The sequence below is a fragment of the Bacteroides sp. 51 genome (genome assembly GCF_010500965.1).
Classification (GTDB): domain Bacteria; phylum Bacteroidota; class Bacteroidia; order Bacteroidales; family Bacteroidaceae; genus Bacteroides.
Genome location: NZ_QVMI01000023.1, coordinates 40,818 through 64,615, shown reverse-complemented (window position 1 = coordinate 64,615; position 23,798 = coordinate 40,818). Strand labels below are relative to the sequence as shown.

The 23,798-nt window shown below is 43.6% G+C and carries 15 protein-coding genes and 1 pseudogene; 11 read left to right on the top strand and 5 right to left on the bottom strand.

The window, feature by feature from the left end:
* The first annotated feature begins 70 nt into the window (after positions 1 to 70).
* The 11 genes from D0T87_RS16640 to D0T87_RS16590 all read left to right on the top strand — a co-directional run bounded on the left by D0T87_RS16640 (position 71) and on the right by D0T87_RS16590 (position 16,839).
* Positions 71 to 3,286, top strand: coding sequence for a phage tail tape measure protein (locus tag D0T87_RS16640; RefSeq protein WP_163176252.1), 3,216 nt, complete (start codon positions 71 to 73; stop codon positions 3,284 to 3,286).
* A 12-nt stretch (positions 3,287 to 3,298) separates the two neighbouring features.
* Positions 3,299 to 3,706 carry a hypothetical protein gene (locus tag D0T87_RS16635; RefSeq protein WP_163176251.1) on the top strand — a complete coding sequence of 136 codons (408 nt, stop codon included), beginning with the start codon at positions 3,299 to 3,301 and terminating at the stop codon, positions 3,704 to 3,706.
* Between the two features lie 18 nt (positions 3,707 to 3,724).
* Positions 3,725 to 6,151 (top strand): hypothetical protein, encoded by a 2,427-nt coding sequence (locus D0T87_RS16630; protein ID WP_203558711.1) that lies wholly within the window; start codon positions 3,725 to 3,727, stop codon positions 6,149 to 6,151.
* 2 nt (positions 6,152 to 6,153) lie between these two features.
* Entirely contained in the window at positions 6,154 to 9,030 is a 2,877-nt protein-coding gene (locus D0T87_RS24255) for a hypothetical protein (RefSeq protein WP_203558710.1), read from the top strand.
* 150 nt (positions 9,031 to 9,180) lie between these two features.
* On the top strand, positions 9,181 to 9,354 hold the full coding sequence (locus tag D0T87_RS24250; RefSeq protein ID WP_203558709.1) for a hypothetical protein: 174 nt from the start codon (positions 9,181 to 9,183) through the stop codon (positions 9,352 to 9,354).
* A 1-nt stretch (position 9,355) separates the two neighbouring features.
* Positions 9,356 to 9,571, top strand: a complete 216-nt coding sequence (locus D0T87_RS16615) for a hypothetical protein (RefSeq protein WP_163176250.1) — start codon at positions 9,356 to 9,358, stop codon at positions 9,569 to 9,571.
* A gap of 1 nt (position 9,572) precedes the next feature.
* Positions 9,573 to 14,927 (top strand): leucine-rich repeat protein, encoded by a 5,355-nt coding sequence (locus D0T87_RS16610; protein WP_163176249.1) that lies wholly within the window; start codon positions 9,573 to 9,575, stop codon positions 14,925 to 14,927.
* A 1-nt stretch (position 14,928) separates the two neighbouring features.
* Positions 14,929 to 15,582 (top strand): DUF4376 domain-containing protein, encoded by a 654-nt coding sequence (locus D0T87_RS16605; protein WP_163176248.1) that lies wholly within the window; start codon positions 14,929 to 14,931, stop codon positions 15,580 to 15,582.
* Positions 15,579 to 15,950, top strand: coding sequence for a hypothetical protein (locus D0T87_RS16600; RefSeq protein WP_163176247.1), 372 nt, complete (start codon positions 15,579 to 15,581; stop codon positions 15,948 to 15,950). The genes D0T87_RS16605 and D0T87_RS16600 overlap by 4 nt, the downstream gene beginning before the upstream one ends.
* 38 nt (positions 15,951 to 15,988) lie before the next feature.
* Complete coding sequence (locus D0T87_RS16595) at positions 15,989 to 16,390, top strand: D-Ala-D-Ala carboxypeptidase family metallohydrolase (protein ID WP_163176246.1); 402 nt, start codon at positions 15,989 to 15,991, stop codon at positions 16,388 to 16,390.
* 5 nt (positions 16,391 to 16,395) lie between these two features.
* Positions 16,396 to 16,839 carry a hypothetical protein gene (locus D0T87_RS16590; protein ID WP_163176245.1) on the top strand — a complete coding sequence of 148 codons (444 nt, stop codon included), beginning with the start codon at positions 16,396 to 16,398 and terminating at the stop codon, positions 16,837 to 16,839.
* 78 nt (positions 16,840 to 16,917) lie between these two features.
* Here D0T87_RS16590 and D0T87_RS16585 read toward each other — a convergent pair whose 3' ends face one another.
* From D0T87_RS16585 to D0T87_RS16570, 5 genes and pseudogenes are all read right to left on the bottom strand, one after another.
* Entirely contained in the window at positions 16,918 to 18,018 is a 1,101-nt protein-coding gene (locus D0T87_RS16585; RefSeq protein ID WP_163176244.1) for a glycoside hydrolase family 105 protein, read from the bottom strand.
* A 47-nt stretch (positions 18,019 to 18,065) separates the two neighbouring features.
* Entirely contained in the window at positions 18,066 to 19,289 is a 1,224-nt protein-coding gene (locus D0T87_RS16580; RefSeq protein WP_163176243.1) for a DUF2264 domain-containing protein, read from the bottom strand.
* Between the two features lie 31 nt (positions 19,290 to 19,320).
* Entirely contained in the window at positions 19,321 to 20,511 is a 1,191-nt protein-coding gene (locus tag D0T87_RS25150; protein WP_370526873.1) for a DUF2264 domain-containing protein, read from the bottom strand.
* A pseudogene (locus D0T87_RS25145) lies at positions 20,500 to 21,867 on the bottom strand (sulfatase); the annotation flags it as partial. The gene D0T87_RS25150 and the pseudogene D0T87_RS25145, both read right to left, overlap by 12 nt.
* Positions 21,868 to 21,873: 6 nt before the next feature.
* Entirely contained in the window at positions 21,874 to 23,679 is a 1,806-nt protein-coding gene (locus tag D0T87_RS16570; protein ID WP_163176241.1) for a family 43 glycosylhydrolase, read from the bottom strand.
* Positions 23,680 to 23,798 lie beyond the last annotated feature (119 nt).

Below are 23,798 nucleotides of genomic sequence, written 5' to 3'. Positions count from 1 at the left end.
CACAGATGGGACACCCTATTTGAATACAAATAAATTATAACTCACTGAATGTCAGTGGAAACGAATTTGAATGAGAGAAAAGCGCCAAACTCAGGAAAGAAATGTACAACATTCAATGGCGAGTTCTGTAGCCAGTCAGATTGTTGATTATAAACGTCTACAAACCGCATATAATGACCTTGGCAATGATATGAATAAAAAGAAGAAATTTATTCAGGATAATCAGGGCGAGTTTGATAAACTGGGAGTTTCTGTAAATTCTATTCTTGATGCAGAGAACCTTTTTGTGGGTAATGAACAAGCGTTTATAAAATCTCTCACCAATCGTGCACTTGCAGCCGCTGCAATGAAAATGGCTGAAGGCGATTATACAAAGGCCATTCAGAAAATGATGGACGCCGAGAATTATGTAGCAAGTGAAGATGATATAAAAGATGCAAAATTTGTAGCAGATAATTGGTTGCAAAAAGGAGGATTAAAGAAAGGGCAAAGACTTATAGACGTTTATGAGCCAATAGCAACTGAAAAAGGGCAGTATAATACTGAACCTGGAATTCAGAAACAACGGGCGCAATATAATGCTGTTAAAGAAACTAATCTGCAACAGATAACTGAACAATCAAGAGAACGTTTGGTGGCTGAAGCTTATGATTTTTATGAAGAAGTGGGTAAGAAAACTGCGGCTGCAGCAAAACTTATGAAAAAATCTGACGACGAACTGGTAGCTGCTAGCATTAATAAAAAAGAGGATAAAAAAACTTCTACTAATTATGATCCAAATGCTGCTAAAAAACGAGCACAAGAGATGAAACGTGTAGATAAAGAACTGGATTTTGAAGTCGAAAAAGCACGTATAGCAAGTTTAGAAGAAGGTGAGGGGAAAATTCTTGCCGCGATTAATTTAAATAATGAACGAGAAATAGAGGCGATTAAACGTAAAAGGGATGATGCCATAAAGGCCGAAAAAGAAACTTTCGAAAAAAATCGAGATAATGAAGGTCAAATTTACGATTCTTCAGATACAGAAGATAAGTATAATAAAATAATTAAATATACAGAGGACAAACATGCGCGTGATGAAGGTAAGAGGGAAGAAGAAGCCCAGAAAGTAAAACTTGAATCCATGCGTAATTACCTGAAAGAATATGGAAACTTTCAACAACAAAAACTCGCCATTGCCGAAGAATATGCTGAGAAAATAAAGAAGGCAGAAGCAGAAGGTAATACAGGTGAAGCGATGCGATTGAAAAAGAAGGAGCAGTCGGCTACGGCAGCTGTTGATATTGCTGCTATAAAAGCAAACGTTGACTGGGAAATGGTTTTTGGGGAATTTGGTAATATGTTTCAGGATGTGGTAAAGTCTAAACTTGACCAGGCTGAAAAATATACTGAGACGGAAGAATTCAAAAATGCAGATCCGGGAACCCAAAAGGAACTAACAGGACTTATTGACCAAATGAAAAAAACATTGGGTGGAACCGGAGGAGTAAGCTTTAAGAAACTTGGAGAGGAGGTGAAGATATACCAGAATTCGCTTTATAGCCTTGCTTTTGCAACAGATGTTAATACAGAGGCACAAAACAAGCTTAAAAAAGCAAATGAGGACTACAATAAGGCTCTAAAGGAGGGTACGGAAGAAGAGAAAAAATCTGCCAAAGAGGCTGTTGATACTGCTAAACTAAATGCTAGTGCAGCTACCGAAAGCGTAAAAGCACAGACAGATGCAACAAAACAGAATGAAAGAAATGTATCCAGTACGGCTGCCAATCTTAAAAAGAACATGGATAATGTAACTGAGGGAATGTCAAAACTAGCATCAGGTGGATTAGCAAATGCATATAGTGGTTTGATTCAAATGGGGAAAGGCATGGGGGGGACCATGGAGAAGGTGGCGGATAGTCTTGGAGATGTTCCTATAGTAGGTTGGATAGTATCTATTATTGATGTACTGAAAGATGGTTTGAGTAATCTTGTAGGAGGTTTACTTGATGCAATTTTCAATGCAGTGGCTGGTATAATTGATGACATTGTCTCTGGAGATCTATTTGTCACTATCGGCAAATCACTCATGACTGGGCTTACAAAAATATTTGATGCTATATCATTCGGTGGATTTAGTTCACTAGTGGATTCAATCCATGGAGGTAACGCAAAAGAAAGTGCCGAGAAAATAGCAGAACTCACAGCTTCTAATGATGCTCTGAAAACATCCATTGATGGATTAAAAGATAAAATAGCAGGAACAAACGGAACCAAGTCTATAAATGCATATAATGAAATCATAACCGCACAGGGAAAGTATGAAGGTAATCTACAGCAGATACTTGATACACAAATGCGTTATAGCAATGCTCATAGTTCAAATGCGAAATATTGGGATCTGAACAAGAGTAGCTTGAGTGATGTAAACAAACTCCTTGGTACAAATTTGAAAAATTCATGGAGTGACTTTTCAAAGCTCACTGCCGACCAAATGAATGATATACGTACCTATCTGCCCGAAGTATGGTCTGAAATGATAAATCAAGGAAAGTATGGAGACCGGTTTAAAGACGACTGGAATAATTACGCAGATCAAGCCGGAGAGGTTGAGCAGATGACAACGCAACTCCATGAAAGCCTTACGCAAATTTCTTTTGATAGCCTTCGTGATAGTTTTGTCAATGCACTTATGGATATGAATTCAAATGCCGAAGATTTTGCAGATAATTTTAAAGAGTACATGACAAAAGCTCTTCTGAATTTTGCAGTTGGAGACAAGTTGGATCAGAAGATGAAGGGCTGGTACGAATCATGGGCTAAGACTATGAATGAACAGAAGGGAAATTTGACGAAAGAACAAATTAATAACTTTCGTACCGAATGGGATGAGTTTGTTCAAGAGGGTATAAATGAACGTAATGCGATAACAGAGTTAACAGGATATACCGGAAAATCAGATTCATCCACCTCCCAAGAGTCCACCAAACGTGGCTTCGAAACCATGTCTCAGGACACAGGCGAAGAACTAAACGGCCGATTCACAGCCCTTCAAATAGCAGGCGAAGAAACGAGAGTCCAGAGCATTCTTCAAACCGAAATACTAGCTCGTGCCGAATCACAGCTCGAGGCCCTTCTTATAGCAGAGTCGCAACATATCAACATAGCCGATGAAACCCGTGAAATAATCGTCAACTCTTACTTGGAACTGCAAAGTATCCGAGAAAATACCGGTGCTATAGTGAAGCCAATAAATAATATGTCTGAGAAATTGGACACCATAGAACGTAAAATTCAAACCTTATAAAAAAAGAACAAGATGGAAATGAAAATAAATGGAACGGATGCCCGCACACTGGGTATCCGTATGGGAGACGGATTCTTAAACGCGCTTACCGCTCCTGCCCCGATGAAAGAATTCATCGAAAATACATCGCGCCTGGAACATGGGAAACGGGTATTGTATGATAAACCCAGGTTGGCCGATAGAGAAGTTACCCTCACATTTACCCTATTCGGAAATACAGAGGTCGACTTCATGCAAAAGCTAAAATCCTTTGAGGCAATACTTTATGTGGGCTTCGTAGAACTTTATGTAGAAGCAACCAAGCAAACTTACCGGTTGACTTATGAGCGTTCGCAAACCTATGCTCAGAACCAGAATCGGACAGCATGTAACATTACAGTTAAGTTCAACGAACCCAATCCGGCAAATCGGGGGGAATAATTAAATAAATTTTGAGATATGAACAACAACATAATTGAAATAAAAAATAAACAGAATGAGACCTTTTTCTCTACCCCAATAAATACGGGCTGTTTACGAAAGAAAACACTCATGACGGAAGATTATATTCTTCTGAAATTCAAAGTGGCTAATCCTATTCAATTTGAAAGAGGAGATTACGCTATAGTAGATGGTATTCGCTATGAGGTGGTAGATTTGTCACACCCCACTTATAATACTTCTACCATGGGGTATGACTACGAGCTTCGCTTAGATGCTTATTATTGGAAATGGAAGAATAAGAAATTCAAGTTCACTCCCGAGAATGGTGGTCAGGAAGCGTCTTGGTCGCTTACCGACACGTTGAGTAATCAAATGAGCGTATTCCTTCGAAATCTGGAAGCTCTTAAGTACAAATACAATGGGGATGCTTTCAAGGTAATTATTGACGAAGACAAAGTGGATCACAATAAGGCTCTCTTTATGACGTACGATAATATCAACTTATTGGATGCGTTGTTTTCTTTGGGTGCTGAGGATAAGTGGAATTGTGACATATGGATAAAAGATAATGAAATTCATTTTGGACGCTGCGATTCTGACGAAGACCCCGAAAATCCCGTGCCCCCTGTGGATTTTGAAGTAGGTGTTAATGTAGAGGGGATGTCGCAGTCCAACAGCAAAAGCACATTCGCTACCCGTATCTACGCATTTGGTTCTACAAAAAATATTCCCGCCAACTACCGACCGGTAGATGAAAATAGAGTCGTGAATGGGATTGTTCAGAAACGCTTAATGCTTCCTGCTGATCCATCAGACCCTGATCGATTATACATTGATGCATACGAAGGAATGAGTCAGGAAGAAGCTGTAGAGGATGTGGTTGTATTTGAAGATGTCTATCCTCGTAGGGTGGGTACAATAGAGGAAGTAATCCCTAAAGTGGAAACCGAGAAAATAGAGAATCCCGACGGCACCACTTATGAAGATAAATGGAACGCCTACTGGTTTGTTGATCCAGGAATAACTTTCTCGAAGGAATATGTCCTTCCTGAAAAAAGCGGCTTAAAGATTAAGTTCGAAAGCGAATCTCTCAATGGTATGGAATTTGAACTTCAGTTTAATCCTGAAAATGCACCTGAAAAGAATGATGATGGTACATGGAATGCAAAAGCACAGATCTGGAAAATTATAAGAAACGAAGATTACGGTCGTCCGCTTCCTGATGATGTATTAAAACCGAAAGCTGGTGACAAATACATACTCTCCGGATTTGATGCCACCACCGATGTTTTTGATTATATGGTATCAGAGGCAGAGAAAGAGCTTAAACAGAAAGCAAAAGAATATGTAGCGAAAACTAAGATAGATCCATCCACCTATACCTGTAAGATGCTCACAAATGAAGATTCGGAACTTCTTAAAATCGGTGATAAGGTAAATCTTATTAACCCGGCATATTTCGAAACAGGTAGCAGGCAATCACGTATCATAGGCTTTGAGTATAACTTGGATATACCATATGACCATCCTGTCTATACGGTGGGAGAAACGACCGCATATTCCCGTATCGGAGATATTGAGGCTAGATTAAATACGATTACGTATAAAGGTCAAGCATACGCAGGCAGTTCGGGTAGTAGCGGGTCTTCAGTTTCCACGAATAAATCGGATAAGCTAAAGAAAGATATACTTGTTAACTCCAACGATGTGGGGTATATCAAGAAAGGCGATGTAGTAGCTTCGGGAGATACATGGGAACAGATATTGCGCAATATGTTATACCGTCCGGTTGGTGCAGAGCTTCGAAGCACCATATCTACATCTAACGATGTGGAGCATGGTAGCCCGAAAGGATATATTACTTATATGGCAACACGTAATGGCCAAGGGGCTATGACGGAAGCCTATTTTGATGATAACAAGAAGAATGAACTGATATTTTCAGCAGAAAGCTTTGGTACGCAAGAGGCAGTACGCCAGCTATATGGTAATTATACTGAGCGAGAAACCTATAAGGCTACCGTGGAATATGCTGCTAGCACAGATGGGCAGCTCGATGCAAAGAGACTCACTAATACCATTAGTGTAAATGTATATCGTAAATGGTTCGCCGGGGTGGTTGACTCTAAACCCAAAAAGTCTAACGATGTATGGGCACTCTCAACTAGTGGATTGTACAAAGGAGGTGGAACTTACAAGTTTGAAGCCTCTAATTGGAAGATGATAGCAATATGTTTTCCCGAAGGAGATATTACATCTTTGGAATTTGCCGAGTATTCGGGTAATCTGATTAAAGACAAAGAACTTATTTCCGACCCTGAGGTAATCTCCGTGACAGATTGCAATGGTGAATCTGAATCAGCTATAAACTATAAGATGTGGATCATGAAGACATCCATCGTAAATGACACCACTAATCATGCAACATTAAAAATCTCATAACCATGAATGAATTACAGTTAACGGGAACTCCGTTTGGAACAACATATAAGAGGACGACACCCCGCCCTATGGACTCCTCAGAAGTATTTAATACAATAGAAGATGCGCGCGTGTATGCCAAAAATGCCAACAAAGCGTATGTACCTTATCCCGGGCAAATCATATCAATAAAGGGCGGTTCGGTTTATAAGCTCGTAATAGACCCCGGGATGCCGGACGATAGCGCCCAAGGGGTATTTCATTGTAAGCTGGATATTGTAGGCGGCCAAAATGACAACGACGACAGATACGTGCGTAAGGATATCGCAGAGACGATAGAAAAGCTAATGACCTTCATTGAGGGCATAAATGTGAAAGGTACAGCAACGTTGAATGAGATTACATTGCTAAGAGATATAGTCTCAGAGAACTTCTCTGGTGGATCTACCGGTTTCGGTATCTATCAGGATAAAGCGGGGAACTATCACCTGGATATAGACTTCGTTAATATCCGTCGTAAAATGACGGTTGAAGAAATACAGGTGAATCGCTCCTATTACGTAGGTGGCAAACAGTGGATAACACCAGGTGGCGGTATTGTCTGCAACAAGGTGGTAGATGTTGGTGCTGTGTATCGCTGTTATTTCAAGTCAACAGATGCCGATGGTTGCGAGGTGAAGTGCTTCTTCCAGCCTTCCGACCTAGCTATTTGCCAAACGTTCAATCTAACGAAACAATCCGGTGGTGTACTGGGTAATCGTTATTATTGGAGACTCGTTGCTGGTGTAGGGACGGATTATATTGATCTGTCTAAAACTGATTGTGATGCGGGTAGTGTTGTTCCGGAAGTTGGTGATGAGATAGTCCATTTAGGTAACAAAACGGAAACATCCCGTCAGGGGGCTATCAGTAATGACAGCATAACCGATGGGGGGCCATACATACGCGTGTATAACGGTATCAATGATTATCATCTTCCGCAACCGAAAATAGACCTGAACCCCGAAGTGAGCACAATCAAAGCAAAGTTTATCTCTGAGGCTACAGGAAAGAACTATGATGATATAATCGACACGTTACAAACTAATGTCGACATCGTAAGAGAGCAAGCAGACAAGGAATACACCCTGTGGTTCTTTGATTACGAACCGACGTTGAATAATATCCCTGCATCCGATTGGACTACCGCTGCGTTAAAAACGCTGCACGAACAGGATATGTTCTACAACCGGGAAAGCGGGCTTGCCTGGCGATTTGAAAAGAACGCAAACGGTACGTATAGCTGGAATAGTATAGCTGATCAGGATACCATCCGGGCATTGGAAAAAGCATCTAAAGCCCAAGATACAGCAGATAGCAAACGACGAGTATTTGTTGAACAGCCTACATCCGAAGACGCTTACGATATTGGTGATTTGTGGGTGAATGCTACCTATGAGGATAATACAGTTTCTTATAAAAACGACTCGCTTGTCTGTAAGACTGCGAAAAAGAAGGGAACCGCATTTTCAATATCTCACTGGGGGTACTCTTCGTCGGCAACAACGGCATACCTGGAGAACTTAGGGAATAGTATTGTTATTGCTGTGACTGATTCTGAGAAAGGCATTGAGGCAGCTAAAACTCTTGCAAACAAAGGCATAAGTGACGCTTCCAAGGCCGCAGAATCTGCGGTTAGCGCATTGAGTATCGCACAGTCGGCGGAAAGTGTAGCGTCAACAAATACTTCAGCCATTAACGTAATGGAGACTTCAATCTCCGCTTTGGTAGATAAGATAGGCTTTGATGATAACGGCAAGATTACAAATATTAAAACTTCAGGGTTAGTGACAACGGCAGATTTTTCGCTGTTGTACGGAAAAGAGATTGTGTATGATGAGAATGGGCATGTAGATATGACAAAGATGTCCGGTCTTGTCACAGAGGCGGGATTTGCACAGATGTTTTCTGAACGTGCCGAAGCTGATGGGTATGCTAAACGTGCTGAAATCAGTACTTTCATTACAGAGACTGAAGCCGGGCGTTTGATCTCGAATGCTGTGATATCAGCCGATCAGATTCGGTTTAACGGGAATATCGTGGCAAATGATACATTCATGGTAGATGTGAATGGTAATATGACTTTGAACAACGTTACAGCCAACAATTTGACATTGTCAGGAGATATAATTGGGAATAATGCTACATTAAATGACATATCATTGAATAATGCCAACATCAAAAACGGTAAAATTGGTGGTTTTATCTTGGCTAATGGTCGCATTGGGGCGGATACTACCGCCCAAGGCTCCGGTGGTGGACTTGCCATCTATGATAACTTCTTTCGGGTAGGTGGTACGAGTGGGTATGCAATGTTTGGTGACGATGTTATACCTGCTACGGCTGGCGGTGCGTTTACGGCAACCGGGCGAATTGTTAATAACCACCCGAATACCTTTAGTACTTATGGCTTCGACCAAGCTAATTACGGACTCTTTATCAGTGTTTCCGGCGGTACAAAGAATTACGGGATCAGTTCCGATGCTGCATTAAAGGCTCCGGCTTTTATTAACACAAAAGCCGAGCTGCTGACTTTCGGTAGTGGAGATTATAGTGTTGACTTTTCTCAGCGTAATATCATTCTGATGTACTATAATCAGCCTAATTATAGCGGTACGGAAGTAACTCTCCCGACTGAGGCATCCGTTGCGAGGCAGTTTGGAGTAAGTTCCTTGCCTAATGATTTTGCAACGATGGTAACTTTTAGAGTTCGACCAGGTTCAAAGAGTATAACATTGCTTGGTATTTACAACCACAATGAGGGGCTTGTGAACTACAAAATGGAGGCAGGTGATTCAATTATTGTTTTAATTACCAAAGTAGACGGTTTTCGCTATCAAATATTAAATCATTCAAATTAAAAAAACACCTATATAAATAAATTAAATTTTAAAGAATTATCAATTTACACCGGTATCTCGAAAAAAGAGGTTTTAACCGGTGATGTCCGAGAGTCATTTGCAGATGTTCTTTATTCCAAGTGCAGCGGAATCCGGGCAAAAAACCTCGCTATGAAGATATTTAATAGTGAGGGAGAAATGGAAGTCACAGAAGAGGATTTAGTACTAATTCAGACGGCCGCAAATGCTTATTGTACCCCAGCATTTATAGATGCAATCAACGAACAATTAAATGAGGGGGACTATATGGAACTAACAGGAAACACAATCAAAGAGTTAAGCTGATATGGGTTACATCAAATTTATATTAAATACCCGCTTCGTGGATGATGGAAGAACCACGAATGCTGTTATCAGCCGTATAGAGAGTGATATGGCTGATACGAATATGCTCGATACAAGTTTAATACTACACGCATTGTCCGCTCGAGGTGCAATAGAGGCTGTAGATTTTACTTTTATTTTAAATACTGGAATTTTAAATGAAAACATTTTAGGATGATATGGATAAATTAAATAAAACATTTGTAAAAGGTGCGGTGCTAAAAGCCGACGAAATGAACGAGATAGTCAGTAAAATCAATGAACTAATTGAGGTGCCTGGCAATAGTAGCGGCGGCAGCCCTGCGATAGGCGGATTATCTAACGTTGACAGTTCGGCGAATGGCATTTCTGCAACCGATGATATCCTTGTACGTTTGACTGATACGGAAAAATGGGTGCCTACCTCACTGCTTTCTTTAGAGAGCTTCAAGAGCGTGACTGCAATGAGCGAGTTAGAAGCCATTCCGAAATCTTTACTACGTGAAGGCATGCTCTGCTATGTAAAAGAAGAAGATCAGTTTTATGTATGGACGGGAACCGCTTGGGAAATCAAGCTTCTTGGTAACGGTGGAGAACCGGGAATACAGCGAACTGTTCGCGTTGTTAATAATATGGAAAAAAGTTTTGCCGCGCAATCGGGGCAACCCTGTGTGTTGAACTTTACATTTGTATCTCAAGAGAGGTATTCCTCTAAAGAACCTTTTGAAAATACCGGAGAGCGGGGTATGTGTCAAATATTGATTAAGAACTCAGCCAATGCGGAATATACAGTAGTTAAGGAATTCTATGTTAACTCGATAACACCTACGTTATTCGACGTTGCCGAATATTTAGTATCCGGAGTCAACTCCATTATGGTATGTGTGACGGGAGAGGTCACAGGTGAAACAACGCCTGCATATACTTATAACATTCAATTAACCACACTATCTCTTGCAGCGCCTAACTTCCACTGGTGGACGACCTATTTAGGCAATATTACCATTCCTTTTATGATTGGCGGTAATATCAGCAAGACCTTATATGTGTCAATAATGGGTGTTGATAACGACTATTCAGCAGAGTATAATGTGAATATCGGAACAGCTACCTATACTGAAACAGCATATAATTATAGTATACCGTACCCCGGGAGTGAGGGAGTTTTCAGGGTAAAAGCCAACATCTCCAACTCGGATAACACCATACAAACAAAGGTGGTGCAATTCGATATTATGTGCGCTATGGATGGTTCCCTTAAGAAGCTTATGTGCATCAATAACGTGGCCGACAAAGCAATCAACTGGGTGGATAATGTACTTTTCGAGTATGCCATCTACGACGGGGCGGCTACAATTACCGCCGCAACTTTTACCGTCAGAAAGGATACAGGAAATGTATTCCAGTCGGTAGAGGACTCAATAACTACTAATGCCAGGCACACGTTCTCTTTTCCAATGGAGATCGAAACGATCGACGAATCAGACTTTCAGATATGGGTATCCGTAGAAGATAATAACGGGAAGATAACTGAAGATATGACTTTCAACGTTGAGAACTCGGTGGGTTACTCGGCTGTAGCTGGTGCTGTGTTTTTGATGAATCCCAAATCACGCACAAATAACCAGGCCAACCGGAAATATGTTATCAATGAAATGACCGGAGCGGCTATATCAACATCGTGGCTCGACTTTAACTGGGGTAACGACGGCTGGCAAACAGATAGCGAAGGTGCAAAAGTATTACGCATCCTTGCCGGATCGCAATGCACCATCGATTACCGGCCTTTCCTTAAAGAAAGTGCCCGGACAGGTAAAACAATCGAATTTGATTTCAGGGCATACAATGTAGTAGATGGTACAGATACCATCATCAACATCGCCACGCCTTCGGGAGAATCATTCATCGGATTAAAAATCTCCTCCGAAGAAATGATTATGTTCTCTCAGTCCATGCACGATGCTACAACACAAAACCTGCCCATAGACAATGAAGTACGTATCCGTATGGCACTTACCATTATGCCGGATGCCTACGGTAATGGTGGATTCAATTTGTGCTGCTTGTATGTTAACGGAGTAAAGAATCGCGTATTCAATTATGAATCAAATGATTACTTTGCCCATGAAGCCCCAATTGTTATTGGAAGCAAAGAAGCAGATATAGACATTTATGGTATCCGCGTGTATGATGCCGCACTCACTTCCGAAGGGATACAGAAAAATTATATCAGTTGGCTTCCCACTACGTCCGAGAAAGAAAAAGAAGTGGAAATAAACGATGTACTGGATTCGGCTGCAAAAGAAATCGACTTTCTGAATGCTGTAGATCAGTATAACTGCTTCGTATTCGATAAGCCATTTCCGCGATTGTCTAATCCTTCCGAACGGAAAGGAACACTGGAAGTCTATTTCGCAGGCAATAAGAAACCGCATTGTACGGTCACAAATGTGAATTTCGACGGACAAGGTACATCTTCTAAAAAGTACTGGGAATGGAATGTGCGCATGCGTGTAGATAAATCTGCCGATTCGGTAACAACTTACGCCGATGGAACAACAGAAAACCAACTCATTAATCTGTTTCCAAATGTAACACCGAAAATGAGTCGTATTACGGCAAAGAAAAACTGGGCGTCGAGTATGCAAGACCATAAAAACGGTTCTGTAAATGCATTCAACGATTTAAGTAAACAATTAGGCCTGACTAATCCCGCCATTGCAGCAGATAACAAAGTACGTACCGCAGTCTACCAGGAACCCTTTATCGGTTTCAGCAAACAACTGAACGAAGACGGAGAGTGGGTGTACACATGTATGGGACAATTTACAATGGGACCAGATAAAGGCGATGTGAATTGCTTTGGATTCGACAAGAAAAAGTATCCCGGACTTATTGCTATTGAAGGATCTGACAATGCACCACTGGCTACTTTGTTCCGCGTGCCCTGGAATCCCAATCTCGACCGGATAAAATATAATGAGGAAGAGGAGGCCTTTCAGTATAACGAAGCCAATGCATGGGACTTTAACGCAGGGAAAGAAGCGAATATCTCACTTTTTATTCCCGCATATAATTTAGTTTATGAATGCTCCAACCGTTTGCGTCCGTACAACGGCACGCTCGACCAACTGAATGCAGATGTCATTAATTACCGTTCAACCGGCTATGAATATTGGATTGCTAAAGCAGGCGATGCGAATCAGTACAACGTTTACTATTATGAAGCTGCCGCCGGGCTTTTTATTCCTTCTGATATCGGAGCAGGAAATATCAACCTGATTACTCAACTGGTCGATAAAGGCTATGGCCTAAGTACTTCCGACCTCACAGGAAAAACAGTTGATAAACTGAATGAATTATTTATCAAGGCTAGAATAGAAAAGTTCCGCCAGGAAGCACCTGCACACTTCGATATTAATGATGCCATATTCCATACCAACTTTATCGAGTTTGTGGCCGGTACGGATAACAGGGCAAAAAATACCTACTTATACAACTTCGGAGGCACCGGTGATAAATGGAAGTGGCGACAGGATGATATGGATACTATATTCCCGATTGACAATCAAGGTCAGGATAAGAAGCCTTACTGGGTGGAAGTGCATGACTTTTACGATAATGGTGGTGCGGTTTGGAATGGAGAAACCTCAAACTTCTGGAATCTACTGGAGTTGGCATACCCTGCCGAGATAACCATTGGTATGCGGAATATGATGCGTGCTATGGAATCTCTAAGCGGAATGTCTTCCGGAACGCCATACGATAAAATATATGGATTCTACAAGAAGTACTATCTAAGTGTAAAGAAATACTTCCCGACTACCTTATTTAACTCGGATGCTAAACGCTACGAAGATGCAAAGTTGTCATACATAGCTGGTGATTATTCGAATGATACCGATCCTATTACCCAAAGTCATGGCGATTTCTATTCTGCCGAAACGGCTTGGTTTAAGAAACGTGTCCTGTATATGATGAGTAAATATTCTTACGGAATATTCTCTGCCGATGGCACTGATATTATTACCGTTCGTGCTGCCGGTGATGAGATTGTATATAATCTAGTTCCGGCAATGGATATTTATCCTGCAATCGCTTCGGGTACATCCATCATCCGAGGTGAACGGACAAAAAATGGTGAGTCTTGCCAAATAGTCATTGACCTGGGAGGGGCAGGTGACCAACAGAATAACATCCAGGGCGCAAGTTATCTGAAAAGTATCGGCCAATGGCATGATAAAAACGTTTCGGGTACAATGATCGTACAAGGCCGAAGGCTTCAGGAAATCACGTTAGGGCATAAGACAGAGCCCATAACCATCTCTATCACCGGATTGACGGTATCCAACTGTCCGTCTGTTCGATTGATTGACTTGTCGCGTATTGCCACGCTTTCCGGTTCTCTGGATGTTTCTTCGTGTATTCACTTGAAAGAAATCTATGTAGAAGGGACTTCGCTGGCGCAAATCAAACTGCCCGAGGGTGGGGGACTGGAAAAGGTTGGTTTCTCCGCTTACAATACTTACCTGATGCTGCGGAACTTCCCCGTTCTTCGTTCGGAGAATGTAAATATCTCTTTGTGCGATGAAATGATAACCGACTTCTATGTGCAGGACTGCGAAATGATCAATCCGATTGATTTACTTATTCGGGTGATGGAAGCGCAAGATGCACAAGGAAGTAACCATGCGCTGAAACGTGTACGCGCTGTGGGATTCGATGCGACCTACACTGAGAGTAATGGTGCGTATATCCTTGACAGATTGGCACAATTGGCCAACGGCGAGTATGTAGGGTTGAATAGCGAAGGATTGGCTGGAGAAAGTAACCACCCGGTATTGGATGGTAAGTTGACGATCTATGCTGATGTGTATGAAAATTCTCTTGATATTATCCGTGAACGTTTCCCAAAATTGGAATTAACAATTAAAGGTGGCTTCTATTTGCGTTTCAAAGATGCAGAATTCCAGAAGTTGTGTATCGCAAAATGGGGAGATGGGCAGGGAGTGACAAGAAGTATGATTGAAGCTGTAACCACTATACCGGCGTATTTTGCACAAAATTCGGCAATAGTCGATCTTTCGGACATGAAAAACTACTTTGTCAACTTGAAAGAGGTATCAATGTATGCCTTTGCGAATACACCTAATTTAGCGATTGTCAAACTCCCCAAAAGCTTAACATCACTGGGTGGTAGTTCTTTTTATCGTAGTGCGGTGAGTAAGGTCATCTTTGAAGATGGTGGAACAGAAGACTTAACGATTAAAGACAATGTTTTCATGGGTAGTCCTGATAATCTTAGAGTATTTGTCTTGCCGGCTAATACTGTTATGTGGATGTCTTATACCACTCGGGAAAGTGGAATTGAGACGTTGTACTGCAAGGCATTAGTGCCGCCTACCATTCAAAAAGGATGGGATGATAATTTTGAAAAGATTGATTTATTTGTTCCCATCGGTTGTCGGGAACGGTATGCATCGGCAACAAACTGGAGTTCATTTAAAACAATCACTGAATATGATTTTGTAACAAATCCTAATGAAATAGAATGATATGATACGAATAACAGATATACATTATGTAGCAGAAAAAGGGAAATGTTTTTCCCGCATAGCCGATAACATGATATTCGGCAGTGAGCTTCACTTGGGTTTATTATTTCGTGATCTTGGCGGGAACATCTTGGATGTTCCTGTCCAGGACTTGATAACAAATTATGTAGAGGTTGATGCTCCGATTGAAAGTGATTACTTACCTCCTGTGATTGAGTCCGAATCCGAATCCGAACCCGAATCTGAATCTGAGCCGGAGATAGAGCCTGAGACTATGACACTTGCAGAGGCTAAAGTCAAACGGATAAATGAGTTGATGGCTTATGATTCATCACCATCGGTAAATCAATTTTACTTGAATGGCATGCCTGAATGGTTTCCACTCGAGCGCCGGTTGGGATTAATGGCTTCACTGGAGATAGCAATAAAGAATAAGATGGAATCTATACCTTTTGTTGTAAGCGGATCGTCCATCGAGATACCTCCTACAGTGGCTTTGCCAATGGTGCAGACGCTTCATTCGCAATATGCAGATATGTGTTTTATCGTAACACAGACGCATAAGACGAATATAGAAACCTTCTCAACAACTAAAGAGGTTTTGGAATATGACTTTACAATCGGTTATCCCGAAAAACTAAGATTCGACTTATGATGATGGATACTGTACTTGCCGTAATCGGTACCCTGGGAGGGTGGGAAGCCATAAAATGGATTCTGAATACGTTTCTTTATCGGAAGACTAATGCCCGGAAAGAGGATGCTTCCGCCGATGCGGCAGAGATACAGAATCTATTATCTGTCATCGAAAAACTCAACACACAGATTGAGCGATACGATGAACGGTTGAAACAACGGGATGATAAAGTAGATGCTATCTATCGCGATTGGAGGAATTCGCAAAATGAAGTCCAGCAGTGGACACATAAATATCATGAGTTGGAGCTTAAATCTAAGGAAGCAGAGATTCGCCGGTGTGATGTCCGGGGATGTAAAGATAGAATTCCTCCAAGCGATTATTGATATATAAACTATAGTTATACATATAAAAACAGATTAATATGAAATATTTTACAATACAAGAACTTATCCGCAGTGATACTGCAAGAATCAGGGGGATCAATAACAATCCCCTGCAAGATGAAACAGATGCTTTGACTAGACTGGTGTACAATCTGTTAGACCCCATCCGTGAGCGATGGGGACTACCTGTCCGTGTAAATAGTGGATATCGTTGTCCTGCATTGAACAAGGCTGTCAAAGGTTCGATGACTTCACAACATTTGAAGGGCGAAGCTGCCGATATTACCACCGGCAGCAAAGAGGGAAATAAGAAACTCTTTGAACTCATCCAAACGCTTGATCTTCCTTTTGATCAATTGATTGACGAGAAGAACTATAGCTGGATTCACATCAGCCATCGGAAAGAAAATAACCGGAAGCAAGTGCTCCACTTAAAATGATGGTTATGAAACGGAAAGTGATATTAACAGTTGTATTCTTGTTTGTGCTTGCTGTACTTTCGGGATGTAAAACGGTGTATGTGCCTGTAGATCGGGTGCACACGGAATATAGAGATCGGATTCAACAGGATAGTATTCATATTCACGATTCAATATTTGTTCGCGAGAAGGGGGATACCATTTGGTTAACCCGATGGCGGGTTGAATTCCGGGATCGTATAAAAATGGATAGCATTCATGTTCATGACAGTATCCCCGTTCCGTATCCGGTAGAGGTAATAAAAACCGTGGAGAGGGAGTTAAGTAAATGGCAACGAATAAAGATGGAAACCGGAGGGATTACATTATGCCTTTTATTGGTTTTGATTTTTATTCTTGCTATTAAAGCCTATAGGACAATCAAGAATGATGGCTGGAAGGGGTTATTCCGACTTTTATTAAAGAAATGATATAGTATAAAGAGTTTTTTAGGGTAAAAAGATGAGGCTGCACCAAATAATGCAGCCTCTTTTTGTAACTAACTTAATTTATTGCACTAACTTATACAATTCACTTCCTGCCAGTAAGAAGGCACCAACGCCATATACATCCGTCGCATCAAATCCGGCAGCTTTGGGGGCTGCACCAACTGGTTGTATATATCCCAGTTTACCATCCGCATGAACAGCTTTTACTAATGACTGCCAACCTTTTTCGAGTGCTGGTTGGTAGGCTCGTTTGGCTAGATAACCGTTACGAAGTCCCCAGGCAATGCCGAAACACATGAAAGCCGAGCAACTGTTTTCGGGCATATTATAGGACCCCGGGTCGAGTAAGCTGGTGCGCCAATCGCCGTCTTTGCACTGGGTTTTGAGGACGGCTTCTGCCATTTCTACGAATAATTGAATATAGTAATTCCGTGATTCACAATCGAGGGGTAGGTTGTCGATAATCAATGGGAGGCCACCAAATACCCAACCATTGCCTCTTCCCCAAAATTGCTTGCTGCCGTTCTTTTCGCGGAGGGGGATGCGTTTGTTGTCTCTATAGAAGAGGTGATCTTCTTTGTCGTAAAGGGAATCTACGCATTCTTTGTACTCGCTGTTCATATAGTCCAGGTAGATTTGGTCGCCGGTCATGGTGTATAGGGCAGCGTATATCGGGGGCGCCATAAACAGGGCATCCGACCAGGACCAACGTTCTAGTGTTCCTATGGCATCTGTTTTTAACAGCGGAGCTCTTGAGGGATGGGTAGCTACATAATATGCACGTTCCATTACAGGTTGCAGCATACGTTTATCGCCTAGTTTGCGATACATTTCGATGAAAGCCTGACCTACGCAAATATCATCTGCGTGGTACACCCGGTCCCACATGTTCCAGTTGTGCTTTTCGCCGATAGTGCGGACGAAATTGTAACAGGATTCGTTGTCTGAAACTTTTCCCCATTCGGTCATTCCACGGTACAGAGCGCCGTTTGTCCAGTCGAGCGGATGATGTTTAACTTCAGCCTGGTGGGTTATTTGCCAGTTGGATACGGCATTGCAGACGTTGGCAATATCTTCTTTCTCTAGCTTTGCGGAGAAAGGTTGCTGAGCATTGAGGGTACAGCTTATGGCTACTGAAAATAAAATAAGAATCTTCTTCATTGGTATTGATGATTGGTTATGATTAGATACAATTATATGATTGGATATTATTGTTTTATAGCTTTATCTAATTTTACATCCGGATTGCCATTCCAGACCTTCTTCCCGGTCCATTCCGTATAAGGAGCAATCCAGAACTCGTCAGTAGGGGGGAGGCCTAATGCTGTGAATACAACGGAGCATAAGTAGAGGCTGCCGGTGGATATATACTTTTCTGCTATTTGTGGCTGATGCCCTGCAAAGCCTAAAGTAAGCCATCCGTGTTCGTCAAAATTACCATTTACGGACATATGTTTTTTGATGACGGCAGTCAGCCCGCAGCGGACTTGTGCTTTGGTTACGGAATTTGGTAAAAGATCATTCAACGCAGCTTGGGAAAGCACATGGAAGGTACCGAAACGGTAGGCAATGGAGCGGCCGAGTACGGGGTAGGAACCATCCGGAGATATCATTCGTTCCTGCTGTTCCGCGTATCTGGAAAAGCGTTGCAGTTCTTGTTCGTAGAATCCGGATTCGCCTTTGTTGTGCTTCTGCATCACTTCCAATACATCTAAGAGCATGGGGTGTATGACAAAACTATTGTAATAATCCATGTGAAGGTTGGGGCCGTCTCCGTACCAACCATCGCCTTTATACCACTCTTTGAACCGCATGATGGCGTAGTCGATGGGTTGCATATTGCATTCGCCCGTCAATTCCAACAGGGTGGCTTCGACTGTAGCAGAGAAGAGCAGCCAGTTGCTTTCTACGGGTTCGATCTTACATATTTCTTGCAAGGCATTTAATACATTTTCCTTTGTCCGGGAAGGCAGATGGCCCCATATTTGTTTAGGCGACCGCAACAAGCCCTGGCAGAAGAATGCGGCATCGACCAACGGCTGGCGGGTAACGGTAAAGTTTAGATAATCAGGAGATTTGGGGTCGAAACCCTGATTGATGGATTCAATCATCAGGCGGATGTACTTCTTGCGTAATTGCCCTTCGGGTGTTTTATCCGGGCCTAGTTCCAGCCAGGGAGCCATTCCTACGAACAGGCGGCCTAGGGCTTCCAGATGGGTGGTGCGTGCATTGGACGGGTTGGGTGCACCGGAAATGGTTTCTACGGACATGTTTTTTCTTAACTCTCCCTTGCTCATGTGGGTCAATAAAGGGTCTGCAACCTGAGACAGCACTTCGATCCAGTACCTCCGATCCTCCTGTCCCGTAGTGGTTTGTGAATAGCCTGGCAGACTAATTATCAGAAAAGTAAAAATCAAAATGCTGTGTTTCATGGTTTTAATCTTATCGTTTTACGAACTTACTTTATTGTTTAATAAACTTATCTATCGGGAAGGGTTCTCCGCTAAATGCCTTTACGCTTGTCCAGGCTTGGGCGGTGTCACACCAGAAGGCGGCATCGGCCGGGAGTCCCAACGGCAGGAAGCCCAATGAACAGAGGTAAACGCAGGGAGTTGACAGGTAGGTGTCTCCTAATTCCGGTTGGTTTCCGCAGACTCCGATGGTGAGCCAACCGTCTTTATCGAACGTGCCCGGCTGATCGAACAATCGTTTCAACATGGCTGTCATAGCACCGCGTACTTGTCCGGGAGCTAATGATTCCGGAAGTTTGCGGAACAATGCACAGGCTCCCAACACCTGGAATGCCGCCGAACGGTAACTGACGGAGCGACCCAGCACCGGGTAACTACCATCGGGTGCTATCATCCGTTCCTGAATCTCGGCGTAACGGACGAACCGTACCCACTCTTCGTCCAGAAACGACTGGAAAGAGGGTTCCTGTTTTACCGTCACTTTCAGGACTTGCAGCAATAGCGGATGAATGACATAGCTATTATAATAATCCAGGTGAAAGTCTGCCCCGTCGCCGTAGATTCCATCTCCTTTATACCACTCTTTATGAGCGTTTAATGCCTTTTCTACGGTTGGGAAATGCCAGTCGCCGGAGAATTCTTTCAATCCGCATTCTACCATGGCCGAGAAGAGCAGCCAGTTGTTGTTACCCGGCTTCATGGTCCGGGTGGATTTCCACTGTTCGATCAATCTCTGGCGGGTAGTGGCGTCAAGGTTTCCCCATAGTTGGGTGGGGGATTGTAATAGACCTTGTATTAAAAAAGCACTGTTTACTAAGATCTGCCGGGTGGCTGTACTGTTGAAATAATCGTTTGCTTCCGGGTTCACTGAATTGGCCAAAGCCTCGCAGGTCATTTGGATGTATTTCCCGCGCAGCTTGCCTTCGGGCGTGTTGTCCGGTCCTAGTTCGAGCCAGGGCGCTATTCCGGCAATGGTCCGGCCTACGGATTCCATGTGGGTAACAAACTCCCGGCTGCTGGCCAGCGCAGAAGATGAACGTCCGACGGGAATGTTCTTCTTTAGCTGGTCTTTGCTGAGGTTGCTGATTACAGGGTCGGCTATTTTTATCAGGGTTCGCACCCAGTATTGCCTGTCGCTGTTGGGCGTGTCCTGTATTTGTGCAAGGGGCTGATATTTTAACATCAGGGCTTGTAGCTCTTTTACTTTGTCCGGGTATTTCTGGTGCAGGTTATCCGATTCTCCGATGTCTTGTTTCAGGTTGAAGAGTTCGGGCGCATCGCCTTCCTTAAACTTGCTATTGCCGGTTTTGGGCAGATATACCCAATCGTTTTTGCGTACACCGTGTACTTCTCCGGCTTTTACGTAAACATATTCGTCGCGCGGTCGCAGGGAAGGGTTTTCAAGGAAAGACGAAACGTTTATACCGTCAATTTCCTGACTGAACGTGTGCTGACCCGCATAATGCATCACGGTAGGGAAGAGGTCGATGCTGGCAATGATCGCATCGCTGGTTACACCCGGCGAAACCGTGCCTTTCCAACGGATGATGCAGGGAACCCTGACGCCCCCATCGTAATACGAAAACTTACCTCCGCGCAGCGGGTCGGCGCTACCGCCTTCTTCGTTGAAGGAGAGCCAGGGGCCGTTATCCGAGGTAAAGATAACCAGCGTATTTTCTTCCAATCCTTTCTCTTTCAGGTAGTTGAGAAGCCGGCCTACGTTCCAGTCGATTTCTTCTACCACATCACCGTAAAGTCCCCGTTTGCTCTTGCCTTTAAACTGTTCGGAGGCAAACAGGGGCACGTGCGGCATGGACGGGGTGATATAAAGGAAGAACGGCTGATTGTGGTTCTGCTCCACAAAATCAATGGCCCGGTCGAAATAACGGCGGGTGGTGGTAGACTGATCGCAGGGGTATTCTACAATCTGATCGCCCTCGAAAAGGGGAGAAGCATTGTTCAGCCGCTTCTTGACGTCCGCCCTGGGGGATGTCCGGACAAACTCCTGGTCTTCCAGGGCTTTCGACAACGTATAACCTTCCCTGAAAGTGGCATGCGGGGCAAACTGCTGAGAGGGACCGATGTACATATCGTTGCTGTACGGAATGCCGTAATAGTAGTCAAACCCCTGATCGGTAGGCAGATGCCCTTTCAGATCGCCCAAATGCCACTTGCCGAAACAGCCGGTGGCATAGCCCTGTTCTTTCAGTGCTTCGGCCAGCGTAATTTCTTCGGCAGGCATACCTTCCGACTCAGGGAAAAAGACGCCTTTTACCCCGTTTTTGGTATTCAACCGTCCGGTGAGGAGCGCGGCACGCGAAGCGCTGGACACGGAAGCCGATACATAATAGTCGGTCAGCTTCAAGCCCTCTGCCGCCATACGGTCGATGGACGGGGTTTGTATCAATGGCGAGCCGTAACAGCCGAGGTCCTGATACCCCTGATCGTCGGTAAGGATAATCACAATATTGGGCTTCTGCTGGGCCTGTAACAGTCCGGCAGTAAATAGCATGGGATAGAAAATCAGTTTGTTGTTCATGTTTTTTTATTCTGAGACAACGGTACCTTCTGTGATTCCGCTATCATTATAGGTATCAATCCGATAGTAATATTTCACTCCTTTGGTCAGGATATGAACCAGTAAATCGGTGGTTTCGTTGCCTTTTACCTGGACACATTGGTTCAGAAAATCAGGCTGATAACCGAAACGAACCAGGTAGCCGTCGGCATCGGAAACTTTATTCCAGGCGAGCGAGGCGTATCTTTCGTCTTCCCGGTTTCTTTCTACGGATAAACCTTCTGCTTGTCCGGGGTTTTCGGAATTACCGAAACCGAATACACGCAAATCCAATAAGGCAAATTTGCCTTCTTTGGGGGTATGCATATTTTCTATCTTTATATAAGAGGCTTCTACGGCGTCGGGCAGTTCCAGATATTCGTGGGGAACGGCTGTTCTATTGCCCGACTTATCGATAATTTGCTTCCACGACTGGCCATCATCGGATATATACAGTTTGTAAGCATGGTAATCTGTTTCTTTGGGCGCATCCTGATTGATGTCCTGTTCGGCGAAATTGATCTGAACCGAGTTGATCTGTACTTTCTTACCGAAATCCATAATGTAATACTCGCCCGGATTGCCACTCTCTGCCGACCACCAGGTCCTGACGTTCTCATCGGCTGCTTTTTCGGGTTCAAAACCGGGCAGAGAGGATGAGGCCAGACTCTTTTTATGGTACGATTGCAGCATCCAACCGAATGCGGAGACATCCTGCGGTTCAAACTTTTTCTGTGGGATTTGCATTGGGTAATCGCCTAGCACAGTGTGGGTTCTCATTCGGCCTTTGGCGTCAAATGAAACGGGGAACAGGCCGATTCTTCTTTCGAACTCATCGTGGTTGCCCACCCACATGGAAGCGGCTTGCCACCAGTTTCCGTATTTGTCTTTAAAGACGCAACTGTGTCCGGCTCCACCGATAAATCCGCCCACTTTTAAGGATACCGGGTTGTAAGGTTGTTCTACGAATCCACCGTTTACGCTGTCGCTTTCCAGGACTACATCGCAGTACCAGATACAAATGGTGCCCGGCGTGGCGTATTGAAGGTAGTACTTGTTGTTGTTCTTTACCACCCATGCGCCCTCCGGACAAGGAACTTTTTCGAATTTACCCTGCCAGGCGGAGGCGTCGATTTCATCGTTCAGCTCCCTGCGTCCGAAATGAACGCCGGAGTTGCACTGGTTGATATCGGTGACATATTCGCGCAGCACCTTTTCCGTACCTTCTATTTCCTGGAATGTGGCGGGGTCTACTTCGAAGAATGTGGTAGATTGGGTTCCACCCAGGCCGTAGTAGAAGTAGAAACGTCCGTTGTCGATGAATAAACAAGGGTCGGCCATGCGTCTTACCTCGCCACATTTTTCCCATTTGCCGTTTTCGGGGTCGGAGGAACGGATCACATCTACGGTTTTCGCGGTACGGTCGCGGGTGAAGTTGATGAAATAGACGTAGTTATCGTCGGCGGCTACGGCAGGGGCCACGTAGTGGTCGCCGTTCAGGGCGGATGCGTGTACCTCGGGGTTGAAATAGAGGTTCTTCCAGGTGATGAGGTCGTCGGAAACACGGTAACCGCCGATGTCGATGGTGGTGAAGAGGTAGTATTTGTTTTTAAATAATACGATGACCGGGTCGGCCGCGGAGCGGGCTTTTCGCTCTTTGGTCTGGAAGTTTCCCCAACCGTAATCGAGGTTCATCGGGTTGCAGAAGGTGGCCTGCTGTTGGGGTTCCGTCTTGTTTCCGGTGCAGGAGAACAGGAGGAAGGAAATGAGTAAAAGGGATAATTTATTTTTCATGTGTATTGTTTTTGTTGTTAATGTTTGGGTTTAGGGTGGGTAGGGTGGAAAAAGGTTGCCATGGGATGTTGGTGTTGCTAGGGTAGTATGCTGGTGGTTCTACCATGCCGCCCAACGGG